The organism is Candidatus Microthrix subdominans (assembly GCA_016719385.1).
GTDB lineage: Bacteria > Actinomycetota > Acidimicrobiia > Acidimicrobiales > Microtrichaceae > Microthrix > Microthrix subdominans.
On record JADJZA010000001.1, the window covers coordinates 88968 to 104292 of the forward strand.

General features: G+C 68.0%; 15 protein-coding genes. 8 read left to right on the forward strand and 7 right to left on the reverse strand.

Features of this window, described 5'->3' with window-relative positions:
- The first annotated feature begins 13 nt into the window (after positions 1-13).
- From IPN02_00480 to IPN02_00500, 5 genes are read left to right on the forward strand one after another with little or no spacing between them, the layout of a single operon-like run.
- On the forward strand, positions 14-904 hold the full coding sequence (locus IPN02_00480) for a hypothetical protein (GenBank protein MBK9295359.1): 891 nt from the start codon (positions 14-16) through the stop codon (positions 902-904).
- A gap of 34 nt (positions 905-938) precedes the next feature.
- On the forward strand, positions 939-2102 hold the full coding sequence (gene coxB / locus IPN02_00485) for a cytochrome c oxidase subunit II (GenBank protein MBK9295360.1): 1164 nt from the start codon (positions 939-941) through the stop codon (positions 2100-2102).
- A 22-nt stretch (positions 2103-2124) separates the two neighbouring features.
- Positions 2125-4224: a cytochrome c oxidase subunit I gene (ctaD, locus tag IPN02_00490; protein ID MBK9295361.1), complete on the forward strand. Its 2100-nt coding sequence runs from the start codon at positions 2125-2127 to the stop codon at positions 4222-4224.
- Positions 4217-4867 (forward strand): heme-copper oxidase subunit III, encoded by a 651-nt coding sequence (locus IPN02_00495; GenBank protein MBK9295362.1) that lies wholly within the window; start codon positions 4217-4219, stop codon positions 4865-4867. The genes ctaD and IPN02_00495 overlap by 8 nt, the downstream gene beginning before the upstream one ends.
- Positions 4868-4880: 13 nt before the next feature.
- Positions 4881-5357 carry a cytochrome C oxidase subunit IV family protein gene (locus IPN02_00500; GenBank protein MBK9295363.1) on the forward strand — a complete coding sequence of 159 codons (477 nt, stop codon included), beginning with the start codon at positions 4881-4883 and terminating at the stop codon, positions 5355-5357.
- A gap of 21 nt (positions 5358-5378) precedes the next feature.
- On the opposite strand, the gene IPN02_00505 is transcribed toward IPN02_00500, so the two are convergent.
- Complete coding sequence (locus IPN02_00505) at positions 5379-6104, reverse strand: ABC transporter permease (protein MBK9295364.1); 726 nt, start codon at positions 6102-6104, stop codon at positions 5379-5381.
- The gene (locus IPN02_00510; protein MBK9295365.1) at positions 6101-7315 is read right to left on the reverse strand and encodes an ABC transporter ATP-binding protein; all 1215 of its coding nucleotides are present in this window, start codon (positions 7313-7315) and stop codon (positions 6101-6103) included. Before IPN02_00510 ends, IPN02_00505 begins: the two co-directional genes overlap by 4 nt.
- Positions 7316-8304: 989 nt before the next feature.
- Between IPN02_00510 and IPN02_00515 the strand changes: the two genes are divergently transcribed.
- Positions 8305-9009 carry an HAD hydrolase-like protein gene (locus IPN02_00515; GenBank protein MBK9295366.1) on the forward strand — a complete coding sequence of 235 codons (705 nt, stop codon included), beginning with the start codon at positions 8305-8307 and terminating at the stop codon, positions 9007-9009.
- An 18-nt stretch (positions 9010-9027) separates the two neighbouring features.
- The gene (serS, locus tag IPN02_00520) at positions 9028-10320 is read left to right on the forward strand and encodes a serine--tRNA ligase (protein ID MBK9295367.1); all 1293 of its coding nucleotides are present in this window, start codon (positions 9028-9030) and stop codon (positions 10318-10320) included.
- On the opposite strand, the gene maf is transcribed toward serS, so the two are convergent.
- Positions 10317-10922, reverse strand: coding sequence for a septum formation protein Maf (maf, locus tag IPN02_00525; GenBank protein MBK9295368.1), 606 nt, complete (start codon positions 10920-10922; stop codon positions 10317-10319). The two genes, serS and maf, sit on opposite strands and share 4 nt — an antisense overlap.
- Before the next feature lie 3 nt (positions 10923-10925).
- Positions 10926-12056: a tRNA-dihydrouridine synthase gene (locus IPN02_00530; GenBank protein ID MBK9295369.1), complete on the reverse strand. Its 1131-nt coding sequence runs from the start codon at positions 12054-12056 to the stop codon at positions 10926-10928.
- 200 nt (positions 12057-12256) lie between these two features.
- On the opposite strand from IPN02_00530, the gene pdxH reads away from it, so the two are divergent.
- Entirely contained in the window at positions 12257-12913 is a 657-nt protein-coding gene (gene pdxH, locus IPN02_00535; GenBank protein MBK9295370.1) for a pyridoxamine 5'-phosphate oxidase, read from the forward strand.
- On the opposite strand, the gene IPN02_00540 is transcribed toward pdxH, so the two are convergent.
- The 3 genes from IPN02_00540 to IPN02_00550 form a co-directional block, all read right to left on the reverse strand.
- On the reverse strand, positions 12865-13878 hold the full coding sequence (locus tag IPN02_00540) for a cytochrome c biogenesis protein CcdA (GenBank protein MBK9295371.1): 1014 nt from the start codon (positions 13876-13878) through the stop codon (positions 12865-12867). The two genes, pdxH and IPN02_00540, sit on opposite strands and share 49 nt — an antisense overlap.
- A gap of 28 nt (positions 13879-13906) precedes the next feature.
- Positions 13907-14683, reverse strand: a complete 777-nt coding sequence (locus IPN02_00545) for a TlpA family protein disulfide reductase (GenBank protein ID MBK9295372.1) — start codon at positions 14681-14683, stop codon at positions 13907-13909.
- A gap of 108 nt (positions 14684-14791) precedes the next feature.
- Complete coding sequence (locus IPN02_00550; GenBank protein ID MBK9295373.1) at positions 14792-15166, reverse strand: WhiB family transcriptional regulator; 375 nt, start codon at positions 15164-15166, stop codon at positions 14792-14794.
- Between the last annotated feature and the right edge of the window lie 159 nt (positions 15167-15325).

Below are 15325 nucleotides of genomic sequence, written 5' to 3' on the forward strand. Positions count from 1 at the left end.
GGCGAACGATCTCATGATCAACACAGGGTCTCGTACCTATTTCGGTCTTGCCATCGGCGCCTTCATCTCGGCGCTGCTGTACGGCTTCATTACCAACACCATGGATGTCGGTGCGTGGACCACGCTCGGTGGATCGGGTGGGGTCGACGCCATCCTCGGGCCGCTCACCTTTGGCTACAAGGGCGGGGTGGGTGACCACTTCGGTTACGCCGCCCTGATGGGTTTTGCCGGTCTCAGCGTCGGCTTGGGCGCGATCACGACGGCGTTTCGGGACGGCGACGCTGAGGCGATCGTTCAGGTAGAAGCGTCCGACCAGGCCTTCGCCGATCAGCCGCCGATGGGCGTCGTGCCCTGGCCCGCACTGTTCGCCATCGGCATCGGCATCGCCGTCGTCGGTCTGTCCTTCTCACCGTTTCTGTTCGGCCTGGGGCTCTTCGTGGCGGTGTTGGTCGGTGCCGAGTGGACCCTAACCGTGTGGAGCGAGCGCACCTCGTCGGACCCCGAGGTCAACCGGGCCGTACGCGGCCGGGTGATCTGGCCGCTCGAGGTGCCGGTCGGTGTGGCCGCAGGCCTGGCGGTGATCGTCTTCTCGATGTCTCGGCTGTTCCTCGCCACCGCCGGCCTCGGCGCAGCGATCATTGCCGGAGCGCTCGCGCTCATCGTGTTGACCATGGCCTTCGTGCTGTCGGCCCGGCCGTCGATCAACCGTGGCCTGGTGCTGGCGGTCGTGTTGGTGTTCGGCGTCATCGTGATCGGCGCCGGCATCTGGGGTGGGGTTGCCGACAACAACAAGGATCACAACACTGAGGAGGGGGCCGCCTCGTCGACGGCGGCACCCGGGGGCCAGACTGTTGCCTCGTTGCTGTACCCGTCCGCTTCCGCAGCATCCGCTGCGGCGTCCTGACCTGATCGATCCACCCCTACCGATGGACCATTCGATGAACTTTCTCAGCAGACTCCCAGCACCGGCCCGCCGGGCTGGCCATGTCCTCCTTGGCGTCGCCTTGGTTGGCGTGCTCGTGTCATGCGGCAACCAGGACACCTACCCGCTGACGACCCTGAGCCCCAAGGGCAAGCAGGCCGATCAGATCCACACGCTGGTCAAGCCGATCTTCTTCATCGCCGCCATCGTCTTCGTGCTGGTGGAGGGCCTGATCGTCGTCATCGTGATCAGGTACCGCCGTCGGCGCAACGAAGGCGACGGTGAGGGCGATCCCAAGCAGGTTCACGGCAATACGCCGCTGGAGCTCACCTGGACCGCGCTGCCCGCTGTCATCCTCGCCGTGCTGTCGGTCACCAACGTTCAGACGATCTTCGCCTTGCAGGATCGCGAGCCGGACGCCGTCAAGATTGACGTCTTCGGCCAGCAGTGGTGGTGGGAGTACCGCTACGACACCAACGACGATGGTGAGTTCGACATCATCTCCGCCAACGAAATGGTGATCCCGGCCGGCCGCCCGATCGAGCTGAACGTTCAGAGTCGGGACGTGATCCATTCCTTCTGGATCCCTGCGCTGAACGGCAAGATGGACTCCGTCCCCGGCCGCACCCAGTTCCTGGGCTTCCAAGCCAACAAACCTGGAGTCTTCCAGGGCCAGTGCACCGAGTTCTGTGGGCTCTCCCACGGCTACATGCGCATGGAGGTCAAGGCGCTACCGCCCGCCGAGTATGAGGATTGGGTGCAGAGCCAGCAGGCGCCGCCGGCCGAGCCGACCGGCGAGCTCGCCAAGGAGGGTCGCACAGCGTTCCTGGCCCAGTGCGCCTACTGTCACCAGGTCAACGGCCTCACCTCCGAGGGCGAGTATTCCGATGAGGGCCCGGTGAACGACTACAAGGGTCTCGACGGTGCGGCGCTGCCGACCGTGCGACCCGGCGTAGCACCCAACCTGACCCACCTGATGAGTCGGAACCGGTTCGCAGGCAACATGTTCCCCCTGTACTACGAGGATGGAACGCCTGACGAAGGCAAACTCAAGGAATGGCTGGCCAATCCGCAGGCGATGAAGCCGATGATGCCGGACAACCTCCAAGGAATGCCGAACCTCAACCTCGACCCGGCAACGATTGATGCCTTGGTCGCCTACCTGATCACACTCGACTGAGCAACGGATCGAAGGAACCACCATGACGATCGTTGAACCAGAAAAGACCAACCTCCCCGCCACAGTCGACCCAGATGGGCCTGGCTCGGGCGATCTGGTACCAGCCGGCAACGGCACGGGTCCCAGCCGACCGCTGGGCGTGTTTACCCGCCCCAGCAGCACCACCGGGTGGCGCTCGTGGATCACCACGGTGGACCACAAGCGCATCGGCATCATGTACAGCTGCACGGCGATGGTGTTCTTCATCGTCGGCGGCGTCGAAGCACTCCTGCTGCGCACCCAGCTGGCTGCGCCGAACCAGACGCTGTTGTCGGCCGACCTGTACAACCAGGTGTTCACCATGCACGGCGTGACGATGATCTTCCTGTTCATCATGCCGATGGCCTCTGGCTTCATGAACTACCTCATCCCGCTGCAGATCGGCGCTCGGGACGTTGCGTTCCCTCGCCTCAACGCGCTCAGTTATTGGATCTACCTCTTCGGCGCCCTCTTCGTGAACACCTCGTGGTTTCTCGGCGGCGGTGCCAACGGCGGCTGGTTCAACTACGCACCCAACTCCAGCGTGGTCTTCTCGCCGGGTCACGGCATCGACTTCTACGCCGTTGGCCTGCAGATCGTCGGTCTCGCCTCGCTGATCGGTTCGATCAACCTGATCGTCACCGTGTTCAACATGCGGGCTCCCGGCATGACCTGGTGGCGCATCCCGACCACCACCTGGATGTCACTGGTCACCCAGTTCCTGTTGGCCTTCGCCATCCCGGTCATCTCGGTGGCGCTGTTCCTGTTGACCTTCGACCGTCGCTTCGGTGCCACCTTCTTCAACGGCGCCAAGGGCGGTGACCCGCTGCTGTGGCAGCACCTGTTCTGGATCTTCGGCCACCCGGAGGTGTACATCATCGTGATGCCGGCCTTCGGGATGGTGTCCGACATCATCCCGGTGTTCAGCCGCAAGCCGCTCTTCGGTTATCGCTTCGTCATCTTCTCGGGGATCGCGATCGGTTTCCTCGGCTTCGGCGTGTGGGCCCACCACATGTTCGCTTCGGGCATGGGCCCGATGTCGGTCACAGCGTTCTCGCTGGCCACGTTGACCATCGCCGTACCCACCGGGGTGAAGGTCCTCAACTGGATGGCCACGATGTGGGGCGGACGCATCCGCATGACGGTGGCGATGATGTACGCCATTTCCTTTGTGGCGATGTTCACCATCGGCGGGTTGTCAGGCGTGACCCACGGGTTCGCTTCGGCCGACACCCAGCAGACCGACACGTACTACATCGTCGCCCACTTCCACTACGTGATCTTCGGTGGTGGCGTGCTCGGCTTCCTGGCGGCCACCTACTACTGGTATCCCAAGATCTTTGGGTACATGCTCTCCGAAGGCGTGGGCAAGGTGGCGTTCTGGTTCGTGTTGATCGGATTCAACGCCACGTTCGGCCCGATGCACGTCCTCGGCATGGAAGGCATGAGCCGGCGGATCTTCTCCTACAGCGACTACCAGGGCTTCAACCTCTGGAACTTCGTGGCCACGCTCGGCGCCTACACGATGGCGATCGGTGTCGCCCTGTTCCTGTGGAACGTGTACTCGAGTTACCGGGCGCACAAAGCCAACCCGGTCGATGTCGGACCGGACCCCTGGGACGCCCGCACGATCGAGTGGACCATCCCGTGCCCGACGCCGGCGTACAACTACGACCCGATCCCCACCGTGCACGAGATCGACGAGGCCTGGCACCTCAAGTACGGCCACGACGAGGACGGTCGCCCGGTGCGTATCGCCAACATGGAGGATGTGGCCCAGAAGGGCGATTCGGTGGGCGTGCACCTGCCCTCGCCGTCGTTCCAGCCCATCCTGTTGGCCTCGAGCCTGCCCTTCATCGGCTACGGCGTCATCTTCAACCTGTGGTTCGCCGTGCTGGGCGGGGCCCTGTTCATCGCCGGCTTCGTCGGCTGGATCCTGGAACCGTCGGATGATCCGGACGCCGGTCACACCGGGCTTGACGGGCACGACCACGACCCCTCCGACGACTCCAAAGCGGCTTTGCCCGAGGGCAACGAGGCGGAGGACGGCGATGACGTCGAAGTCGAAGGCGTCGTGAGTACCAAGGAGACCGCCAATGTCTGACACCCTCACCGCTTCCGGGGCTTCGGCCCCGGCATCGGCGGAGCCCGACGACTACAGCGGGCATGCCACCAACACCGGCATCTCCAACCCGAAGCTGGGCATGTGGGTGTTCCTGGGGTCGGACTGCATGCTCTTCGGTGGCCTGATCGCCACCTACATGCTGTACAAGAACCGTCCCATGGCGCCGGGCATCGTCGGCAATGCCGAGCCCATCTCCGACGTGTTCGACATCGCCTTCACGTCGGCCAGCTCGTTCGTGTTGTTGATGAGTTCGCTGACGATGGTGCTGGCGGTCACGTCCATCGCCCGCGGTGACCATCACCGGCTGCGCCTGTGGCTCGGCACCACGGCCTTCCTCGGCGCCATCTTCATCGGTGGGCAGGTGTACGAGTTCACCGAGTTCGTGCGCGAGGGCTTCGGCTACACCACCAACGTTTCGACGTCGTCGTTCTATACCCTCACCGGGTTCCACGGCGTCCACGTCACCTTCGGCATCCTCATGTTGTTGACGATGATGGTGTTGTCCTTCAAGGGCCGCATCCCGCAGTCCAAGGCCGAAGGGGTCGAGATCGTCGGCCTGTACTGGCACTTCGTCGATGTGGTGTGGATCCTCATCTTTACCGTCGTCTACCTGATCAATTAGTAGGAGCGTCCACGTGAGCACGTCCAGCCCCGATGAAGGCACCGAGACCCTGCCGAGCTCGCCGTTCAGCGAGCACGACACCCTGACCGCCGAGGAGGCGGCCAACCTGAGGGCCGATGAAGGCCTCAACCGGATGGTTCACCATTCCGACATGATCTACATCAAGGTCGGCGCAGTGCTGGCGGTGCTGACCGCCATCGAGATCGCGCTGCCCGAACTGCTCAACAACGGCAAGATCTACGGCCCGCTGCTGATCGCTTTGATGATCATCAAGTTCGTCATGGTGGCCGGGTTCTTCATGCACCTCCGTTACGACGGCAAGGAGCTGAGCGGCCTGTTCTACGGCGGCGCCATCCTGGCGGTCATCGTCTACGTGGCCGTCCTGTCGACGTTCTCGTTCTGGACGGACTCCGGCAACCAGAACTTCACCTCCCCGCCGCCGATCCAGACGACGGTGCCGCTGGAAGACCCGGCCGCCCCGGGCGGCTAGCGAGCCCGGAGGGGCGGCGCTTCAGCCGTCCCAGCGGAACGTACGGGCGGCTACGAGTGGCGCGATGATGGCCCATCCGGCCAGCACGCCCCAGAGCCAGCCGGTGGCGAAGCTCTCGGGACCCATCGTGGTCACGGTCAGGCCGGCCAGCGGAGCTGCGGGAAGAGCGTGTGCGACCGCTGCAAGCGGCGCCGGGAACTTGTCGATCGGGACGACCATGCCCCCGATGAGCAACAGCACCAGATACAAGCTGTTGGTCGCTGCAAGGTTGGCCAGGGCGGGTAGGCGTCCGGCGAGAGCCAACCCGATCCCGGCAAAAGCTGCGGTGCCGAGGGCGAGTGCGACCAGTCCGAGCGGCCAGGTCGGGGGTGGGCGCCATCCGAGCGCAGCGCCCACCATCGCCAGCACGGCCACCTGACCGACCTCGATCGTGGCCACCGTCGCCACCTTGGCTGCCAACCAGCGACCCCTGCCCAGCGGGGTCGAGCCGAGCCGCTTGAGGACGCCGTAGTTGCGATCGAACCCGGTGCCGATCCCAAGGCTGACCATCGAGGTGGACATGACCGCCAGGGCCATCGTCGCCGGCGTCAGGTAGTCGACCGCGTCGACCCCGTCGAAGCGCACGACATCGATCTGGGAAAAGAACACCAGGATGCCCAGTGGGATGCCCACCGACACGAGCAACTGTTCGCCCTGGCGCATCGCCAGGCTGAATTCGGCCCGCCACTGCGAGAGGAACGGCCTCATCGGGACTCCTCGCCTGGAGCGGATCCCGACGGATCCGGTACGGGCGGGTCGGACGCTCCCGGGGGCTGTCCTGCGTCGGTCACCTCGCCGGTCAGGCGAAGGAACACGTCATCGAGGCGTTTTCGGCCCGCCCGAAGATCGGCCAGGCTCACGTCCCAGTCCGCCAGGGCGGAGGTGAGCGTGGCGACGAGCCGGGGCGTGCCTGCCGCCGCTACGACGTACTCACCTCGGCTTGCCTCGGTGACGAGGGCGCCGAGGCGGCTGGACAGCTCGGCGGTGTCCAGGCCGGGGTCGGCACCGAAGCGCACCTCGTCACCCGATTCGAGGCGCAGGAGGTCGTCCGGGGTGCCAGAGGCGACCGCCACGCCCCGGTCGATGATCACGATGTGATCGGCCAGGCTTTGGGCCTCGTCCAGATCGTGGGTGCTCAGCACGACGGCAACCCCGTCGTCGCGCAGCTGCGCAATCAACGAACGGATCAGTAGTCGTCCTTCGAGGTCGACGCCGGCTGACGGCTCATCGAGAAAGGCGATCCGGGGCCGCCCGATCAGTGCGAGGGCAAGGGAGAGGCGCTGCTGTTCGCCGCCCGACAGCTTTCCCCAGGTTGAGCGGGCCCGATGGGCCAGGCCGACCTGCTCGAGCAGACGGGCAGGATCGAGCGGGTCGGGGTAGAAGCCGGCGAACTGCGCCAGCACGTCGCGGGGGCGCTGGTGGCGGGGAAGCCCCGCGCCCTGCAACATCACCCCGATGCGCTCGGTGAGGGCCTGGTGATCGGCCACCGGGTCCAACCCGTCGACCCGCACCTGGCCCGACGACGGCCGGCGGTATCCCTCGCAGCATTCGATCGTCGACGTCTTGCCCGCTCCGTTGGGTCCCAGAACGGCGGTGACGGCACCGAAGCCGGCGGTGAGCGACAGGCCGTTGACCGCGATGATTCTGCCGTAGCGGACCGTGAGGTCGTCGACCTCGACTGCGATTGTCACGATCGCTGACGTTACTGCCGGCCGCCGAGGGACCGGCAGCCGGCTCCCGTCAGTCGGTCGGCAGCTGGAAGCGACCGAAGAACTCCCACATGGCGGCCGAGGCGTCCAAGTTGGTCGTGGTCGGCCCCATGATGGCGCCGAGCTGAGCGTTGAGCTCGCTGCCGGGCCAGGTGTGGCCGCCGCCCTCGACGATGTCGAAGACGACGTCGGCGTCCTTCGGGCAGTCATAGGTTCGCCGCACAACGTCGTCTTCGATCCGGTCATCGATGAAGTCGTCCTCACAGCCGTTGCGGACGGCCCATTCGTCAACCGACTGCGGATAGCCCTCGCCCTGCAGGTCCGCCTCTGGCACGTTGGAGACGTCGGCGTCGCCGCTGAGTAAACCTCCGAGGTTGCCCACCCCGCCGTTGAACAACAGGATCGGGTCGGCGGTGCCGTGGAAGGCCAACACCGGCACCGGACGGTTGGTGGAGTCGCAGGTCGCCATGACCCCGGCCACCGGAGCGACGGCAGCGAAGCGGTCGGGGTAGGCGCAGGCGATCGCCGAGGTCATCATGGCGCCGTTGGACAGCCCAGTGGCATACACCCGGGAGGTGTCGATGCACTGCTCAGCACCGATGGTATCCAACATGTCGCCGACGAAGGCCATGTCGGGGTTGGCTGCGGGGTCGGGGGCGATATCCCAGCTGATCGGATTGCCCCGCCCGTTGGGGACGACGGTGATGAACCCTTCCTCGGTCCCCAGCTCGGGCAACCTGCTGGCCTTGGCCGCCAGCTCGGCACCTTCCATCAGGCCGTGAAAGTCGAAGACGACCGGCGCCGGCGCCTCGTCGGTGCCATCGGGAACGGTCAGCAGGTAGTAGCGCTCCTCGCCTGCCACCTCCATCGTGGTCTTCGCTGCCTTGACCGCAGGGTGCGGGCCCGAGTCGCACCCTGCCGACGGCGTGGCCGCTCCGGGTTCGGCCACGTCCTTGGACCCGCCTTGTGCGTCGTCCGCCTTCGAGTCGCGTCCGGCGGCCGCTGTCTCGTCCATCGGCTTGGCGGTGGTCTCGCCGTCTCCCGAACACGAGGCCATCAGCACCAGCGCCACGGCGGCCGTCGCAGCTCGACCGACGGGGACACAGCGACCGACCGAACGGCGCGACGGACCGGTTGACTTCGACCTCGACAACATGGCTCACAGCGTAGGGGGAGACCTCCTCCCATAACGTGAGCGGATGCAGCACGAGTCCATGGTTCCCAGAATCGCACCTTCGCTCGGCCCTCTCGACGGAGCCATCGTGTTGCTCGACGTGGACGGCACACTGGTCGACTCGGCGCCGGCGATCACCTGGTGCCTGGCCCGGGCCATCGAGTCGGTCGGCCTGGACGCGCCCCCGGTCGACGTGTTGGCGGCCGACATCGGCCCCCCGCTCGAGGACACGCTGGCCGCCCACGGTGTCGCCCCGGCGGGCTTTGAGACGGCCAAGGCGACCTACCGCAGTTGCTATGCCACCGAGGGTTTGGCGCGCAGCGTGCTGTACCCGGGCATCGTCGAGGCCCTGTCCAACCTGCGTAGCGGCGGGGCTCGCCTGGCGACGGCCACGTCGAAGCGGGTGGCGATGGCCACCGATGTGTGCCGCCACCTGGGCATCGCTGACTACTTCGAGGTGATCGGCGGCGCCGGCGAGTTCGATCGGCTGCACAAGCCCGAGATCCTCGGCTGGACGCTGGAGCGGATGGGAGGGGAAGCACCGGGCCGCACAGCGATGGTCGGCGATCGCCGCTACGACGTGGCCGGGGCGCTGGCCCTCGGCCTGCCCGCCGTCGGCGTCGGGTGGGGATACGGCACCAGCGACGAGCTGGTCGCTGCCGGCGCAGCCATGGTGCTCGATGCCCCGGAGCAGCTTCCCGCCGCCCTGGCGACCGTCCTCACCGGCTGAGCCACTACCGTCTCGGTCATGCTGGACGTCCGCTCACTTCGTAACGATCTCGACGGCGTGACCGCGGCGTTGGCCCGTCGGCGCGACGAGTCACTGGGAGCAGAGGTGGCCACCGCAGCGGCGCTCGATGCCGAGGTTCGCGCCCTCAACACCGAGCGGGACCAGCTCCGTAGCCGGATCAACGCGCTGTCACAGCAGGTTGGTGCGCTCTTCCGCGACGGCCGGCGCGAGGAGGCCGAGGGGCTCCAGGCGAAGAGTCGTGCGCTGGGCGACCGCGAGCGGGAGCTCGACTCGGCGGCCGAGACCAAGGCGACCGAGCTGCGGTCCCTGTTGCTGGTCATCCCCAACGTCCCCCATCCCGACGCCCCCGACGGTGCCTCCGACGGCGACAATCCGGTGCTCACCAGCGGCGGTCCAGCGATCGACAGCTACGGCGAGGCCCAGCGGGTGCCCCACTGGGACATCGGGGCCACGCTGGGCATCTTGGACACCGAACGGGCCACCAAGTTGAGCGGCGCCATGTTCAGCCTGCTTCGCGGCCCAGGCGCCACGCTCAGCCGGGCGCTCACCCAGTACGGGCTCGACCTCAACGCCGATGCCTTCATCGAGGTCCGTCCGCCGTCGCTGGTCACCTCCGAAACGCTCACCGCCACCGGTCAGCTGCCCAAGTTCGCCGACGACGCCTATCACATGGAGCGCGACGACCTGTGGGCGATCCCCACCGGCGAGGTGCCGCTCACCTCGATGCACCGCGACGAGACGCTGGCCGAGGCCGCGCTGCCGATCCGCTACATGACCGCCACGCCGTGTTACCGCCGCGAGGCGGGATCGGCCGGCCGCGACACCCGGGGCATGCTGCGCAGCCACGAGTTCGACAAGGTCGAGATCCTGGCGCTGACCACCCCCGAGCAGGCGCCCGCCATGTTCGACGAGCTGCTCGCCCGCGCCCTGGCCGGCATCGCCGGGTTGGGATTGACGTGGCGCACGGTCGACATCTGCACCGGTGACCTGGGCCAGAGCCACCATCGCAGCATCGACATCGAGGTGTATGCGCCGGGTGCCGACGCCTGGCTGGAGGTGTCCTCGGTGTCGTGGTTCTCCGACTACCAGGCCCGTCGCGCCAACGTCCGCTACAAGGCCGAGGGCGGCAGCGGCACCCAGCTGGTGCACACCCTCAACGGCTCGGCGATGGCGGTCCCGCGGGTGTGGGCGGCGATCCTGGAGGCCTACCGTCAGGAAGACGGCTCGGTGCGCGTGCCCGAGCCACTGCTGCAGTACATGCGGGGCATGACGACGATCGAGGCGCCCTAACGGGTTGAGCGCTCCGCCCGGCGTTCGATGCCGGCGCCGTCCAACAGGCGGAGGGTCCAGCTGAGGTCGAGGCCGATCACCGTGTCGCGGCGGCCTTCCAGGCGCTGGATCAGTACCCCGCCGGCATCTTGGATGGCGTAGGCGCCCGCCTTGTCCATCGGCTCGCCGGTGGCGACGTAGCCGGCGATTTCAGCGTTGCCCAGCGTTCGGAAGCTGATCCGGGCGATCGAGAGGGCGCTGGCCCGCGTCGAGATCGCCCCGGCATGGTCGCGCCCGACGAGCGCTTGGGCGCTGAGCACGCGGTGGGTGCGGCCCGACAACCGTGCCAACATGTCGGCCGCCTCGGCGGGGTTGCCCGGCTTGCCCAGCAGCGTGTCGCCGAGCACGACGACCGTGTCGGCGCCCAGCGACACCTCGTCGGCCTGCACGTCGGCTCCGGCCTTCTCGAAGGCCAGGCGCGTGACGTAGGCGTCGGGCGACTCGTCCGCGTGCGGGGTTTCGTCGACGTTGGGGGGCCGCACTTCGGGGTGCAGGCCCAGCTCGGCCAGCAGTTCCCGGCGGCGGCGCGAAGCGCTGGCCAGCACCAGCCTGGGGTCGTTCATCGGTCAGCCTCCTGAACTGAAAGCTTCGGCTGCGGGGTCGAGGCGTGGGTCGTCATCGGGGTCGCCCAGCCACCCGTCGGGGAGGGCCACCCGGCGGGGACCCCCGGAATGGGAGCGCACCAGCCGTTCGTTGCCCACCAACAGCTCGGCGTCGGGGTCGAGGCCGGCGAGCAGCAACTCGACCTCGGTCAGCGAGGTCACCAGCGAGGCCGCCCGCCGGACGTCGCCGCCCACCGGGTAGCCCTTCAGGTACCAGCTGAGGTGCTTGCGGAAGGCGGTGATCGCCCGGGTTTCGGGACTCTGGGGAATGGCGGAGCGGCGGGCGGCCGCCCGGCTGCGGCGGGGTGGGAGGGCCTCGTGGGCGCCCCGCCAGGCCACCGCCTCCCGGGCGTGCTCCCACGCGGTGGCGGACACCTCGCGCAGCGTCGGCGGCGGCGGCACCTCGTGGCCATCGAAGACGGCGCGCAGGTCGGAGAACAGCCACGGCTTGCCCAGACAACCCCGGCCGATCACCACGCCGGCACAGCCGGTTCGGTCGATCATGTCGATGGCGTCGGACGCCTCGAAGATGTCGCCGTTGCCCAGCACGGGCACGTCGAGCGCCGACACCAGCTCCCCGATCGCGTCCCAGCGCGCCGATGGGGCATAGAGCTGCTCGGCGGTGCGGGCGTGGAGCGCCACCCAGGCGCTGCCCTCATCCTGAGCGATGTGGCCGGCGTCGAGGTAGGTGAGGTGGTCGTCGTCGATACCCATCCGAAACTTGACCGTCACCGGAATGTCGCCGGCGGCGGCGACGGCCGAGCGGATCATGCGGGCGAACAGCGGCCGCTTGAACGGCAGCGCCGCGCCACCGCCCAAGCGGGTCACTTTGGGTGCCGGGCAGCCGAAGTTGAGGTCGAGGTGGTCGAGTGGGCGGCTGTCGACCAGAAAACGGACCGCCTCGCCCAGGTAGTAGGGGTCGGTGCCGTACAGCTGCAGCGACCGCAGCGGTTCGGACGGATGATGGTCGAGCATCGCCAGGGTGGGCGCGTGGCGTTCGACGATCGCCCGGGCGGTCACCATCTCGTTGACGCACAGTGGAGCCCCCCGGCGGGAACAGACGACGCGGTAGGGGGTGTCGGTCACGCCGGCCATCGGTGCCAGCACCACCGGCGGCCAGATCCGGTGTGTGCCCAGTGAGAGCGGGGTCGCGCCTCCGGCCGGACCGGCGCCCACGGGGGCGCTGAGGACGGGCGCTAGGGCGGCGTTCACCACACCAGTATGGCGGCGGCTGCGGGCCCGACCCCATGCCGCGCGGCTCCACCGGGCGGCGGCCGGTGGGCAAGACTGGGCAGATGGCCCCCTCCGACCCGGTTGTCGACCCCATCTCGTCCCGACTCGACTACGACGTCGGCGAGCTCAGACGAGCCGAGTTGGCGGCGGACCCGGTCGCCCAGCTGCGCCGTTGGTTGGACGATGCGGGTCGGGCGGAGGTCCCCGAGCCCAACGCGATGGCCGTCGCCACGGTGGATGCGGATGGTCGCCCTCGCGTCCGCAACGTACTTCTGCGCAACCTGGACGAGGCGGGCCTCGTGTTCTACTCCAACCGGCTGAGCGCCAAGGGCCAGGCGATCGACGCCAACCCGGTGGCCAGTGCGCTGTTCAGCTGGCTGGGCCTGCAACGTCAGGCACGGGTCGACGCCGACGTCGAGGTGATCGACGGCGACCTTGCGGACACCTACTGGGCCAACAGGCCCCAGGGCAGCCAAATTGCTTCGGCGGCGTCGCCGCAGGGTGAAGTCGTTGCCGACCGGGCCGAGCTCGAGGCGCTGGTCGAGCGCTACGAGCGCGACGCTGAAGGTTTGGACATCCCTCGGCCCGAGCACTGGGTTGGCTACCGGCTGGTGCCCCACACCTTCGAGTTCTGGCAGGGGCGTCGTGCCCGGCTGCACGACCGGTTTCGTTACCGGTTGACCGGTGGCTCCTGGGAGATCGACCGGCTGGCACCCTGATCGGGGTTCGTCGCCGCGGTCACTCCGCCCGCTGCGGCGTCGGCGTGAGCAGCTGCGGTGGGCGGCCCGTCGGGGCTTGAGCGGTCGGAAGGAGTGCCGTCGCTCCCGGTGCGGTCCCGACGAATGCGGGCGGCCATCACCCAACCGATGGCGGCCACGACGAGCGCCCCGCTCACCCAGCCCAGCGTGGCCTGGTGGGTCACCACCCAGGTCTGCACGCTGCCCTGCCAGCTCTGAGCGGTCACGCTGAGGCCACCGTCGATGCGATCGCCCCGGGTGATGCGGTACTCCGTCCAGCCGTAGTAGCCGACGAACAGCCCGGCGAGGATCAGTAGGCCGCCCGAGATTCGGTGGATCCAGGGCAGCACCCGGCGCATGTTGCGGACGATCGACGTGCGGCCCAGGGCGACGGCCATCGTCAGCACCGCCAACAGCAGGCCCATGCCCAGCCCGAAGGTGGCCACCGTCAGCCCGGCGGCCAACGGGCTGGAGTTCTCCAGCGTCGAGGTCAGCACGCCGGCGAACAGGGGCAGGGTGCAGCTGAGCGAGGCCACCGCATAGCTGATGCCGTAGAGGAACATCGAGGACAGCTGCCGGTCGCCCACCGACAACTCCAGGCGGGGAACGCCGATCGTCGGCTCGTAACCGGCCAGCATGGCCACCCCCAGCCCGATGACCAGTATGCCGATGCCGATCGTGATGAACGGCAGGTTGGGCTGGAGGAAGGTGCGGATCGAGCCCCACAGCAGCCCCATCGTGCCGAAGACCACCAGGAACCCGGCGGTCATCGCCCCGGAGACCTTGAGCGCCCGCCCGATGGCGGTGGCGGTGGACGCTTGGGCACCGTCCTCGCCGTCATCGAGGCCCAGGTAGTACGTGAGGTAGGTGGGCAACAGTGCAAAGCCGCACGGGTTGACCGTGGCGGCCATGCCGGTGGCGAAAGCCCAGGCCAGAGGGGCGTCCATCAGCGCCGCCGAGGGACGTGGGGAGCGGTCACGAGGCGACGCCCAGGTACCGCTCGATGTTGGAGCGCAGCTCGGCCTCGTCCATCGCTCCAAGCTGCTGCCCGGCCACCGTGCCGTCCGCCTCGACGAACAGCGTCATCGGGAGGGCGACCAGGCCGAGCGCAATCGAATGGGCCTGATCGGGGTCCTCAGCCAACGGGTAGGTGGCGCCAACCCGCTCGGCGAAGGGGGCACCTTGGGCCTCGGTCTCGCCCGAATCGATGCCGAGCATGCCGACCCGGTCGCCCAGGTCGTCGTGGACGCGCTCGAAGTCGGGCATCTCGCGCAGGCACGGGGCGCAGGTCGAGGCCCACACGTTGATGACGGTGGGGCGATCGATCAGCTCGTCCAACGTGGTCGTCGTCCCATCGAACATCCGAAGGTCGAGGTTGGGCACCGGCTCGCCAACCTCGGCGGAACCCGACGTCGCGCCGGGATCCTGTGGCTCGAGAAACTCCTCGACCGAGAGGATGTCGTCGTCGGTCTTGCCGTCCGTCAACGTCACGATGACGGCGGCGGCGATCACGGCCACCACCAGCGAGATGGCGCTGATCAACACCAGGTCGCGGCGCGACAGTCCCCACCGGCCTCTGGAGGCGGGCCGGCCGGGCGGTTTGGGCTCTTCGGTCGGGGTGGCGCCGTCGTCTTCGGGCTCGGCGTCGCCGGGCGCGTCCTCGGAGGGCCCGGTGCCCTCGGGAACAGCGTTCTCGGACACGTCATCTCCGCCGGACGGCCGGGGCTCGGGGGTGGGGGTGGCTCCGCTCACGAATGTCACGGTACCGCCCCCAACGACCCCGACCCCTTCGCCCCTCACACCGGCGGCGACGCCGGGTTGGACGTAGCGCCGACCTGGGGTGAGGCGGCCCGAAACGGCTCAGGCGCTGAGCCGCTCCCGGAGGTGCTCGGGGATCGGCACCTGGGGCAGGTGCTCCTCCGGCCGAGGGTTCTTGGGTGGGCGGCCGCGCGCCCGCTTGAAGTGCACGACCTTCCCTCCGACGAACAGCTGCCCTCCCCACACCCCGAACTGCTCGTTGCGGGCGACGGCCGCCTCGAGGCAGTCGAGGAGCACCGGGCATCCGGCGCACAGCCGCTTGGCCAGGGCGATGTCGGGCAGTTCATCGGAGAAGAACAGCTTGGTCACCTCGCCGGTGGCATCGGAGCAGGCCGCCCGGGACTCCCACCCTGGGGTGCCCGCGACGGCGGTGGTACAGAGCTCGCTGTGTTCGCTTCTACTGACTTCGGTGATCATCATCATGGTGCTTTCTCGGCGTGGTGACTGTGTGTTGATTGGCGATGGCCGGTGGGTTCTCGGCGGTTGTCGATCGGTGAACCTCGGCCGAAAAGCAGAAAAGCCGCCGGTTCCCGTGATGGGATCCGGCGGCCTCGAAAGAGGTTCTTGGTCGATGCT

What these genes read in the sequence shown, in the direction of transcription:
- IPN02_00480 (MBK9295359.1), top strand. Translation starts at nt 14, where the DNA reads ATGATCAACACAGGGTCTCGTACCTATTTCGGTCTTGCCATCGGCGCC.
- coxB (MBK9295360.1), top strand. Translation starts at nt 939, where the DNA reads ATGAACTTTCTCAGCAGACTCCCAGCACCGGCCCGCCGGGCTGGCCAT.
- ctaD (MBK9295361.1), top strand. Translation starts at nt 2,125, where the DNA reads ATGACGATCGTTGAACCAGAAAAGACCAACCTCCCCGCCACAGTCGAC.
- IPN02_00495 (MBK9295362.1), top strand. Translation starts at nt 4,217, where the DNA reads ATGTCTGACACCCTCACCGCTTCCGGGGCTTCGGCCCCGGCATCGGCG.
- IPN02_00505 (MBK9295364.1), bottom strand. Translation starts at nt 6,104, where the DNA reads ATGAGGCCGTTCCTCTCGCAGTGGCGGGCCGAATTCAGCCTGGCGATG.
- IPN02_00510 (MBK9295365.1), bottom strand. Translation starts at nt 7,315, where the DNA reads ATGACTGCCCGAAGGACGCCGACGTCGTCTTCGACATCGTCGAGGGCG.
- IPN02_00515 (MBK9295366.1), top strand. Translation starts at nt 8,305, where the DNA reads ATGCAGCACGAGTCCATGGTTCCCAGAATCGCACCTTCGCTCGGCCCT.
- serS (MBK9295367.1), top strand. Translation starts at nt 9,028, where the DNA reads ATGCTGGACGTCCGCTCACTTCGTAACGATCTCGACGGCGTGACCGCG.
- maf (MBK9295368.1), bottom strand. Translation starts at nt 10,922, where the DNA reads ATGAACGACCCCAGGCTGGTGCTGGCCAGCGCTTCGCGCCGCCGCCGG.
- IPN02_00530 (MBK9295369.1), bottom strand. Translation starts at nt 12,056, where the DNA reads ATGGCCGGCGTGACCGACACCCCCTACCGCGTCGTCTGTTCCCGCCGG.
- pdxH (MBK9295370.1), top strand. Translation starts at nt 12,257, where the DNA reads ATGGCCCCCTCCGACCCGGTTGTCGACCCCATCTCGTCCCGACTCGAC.
- IPN02_00540 (MBK9295371.1), bottom strand. Translation starts at nt 13,878, where the DNA reads ATGGACGCCCCTCTGGCCTGGGCTTTCGCCACCGGCATGGCCGCCACG.
- IPN02_00550 (MBK9295373.1), bottom strand. Translation starts at nt 15,166, where the DNA reads ATGATCACCGAAGTCAGTAGAAGCGAACACAGCGAGCTCTGTACCACC.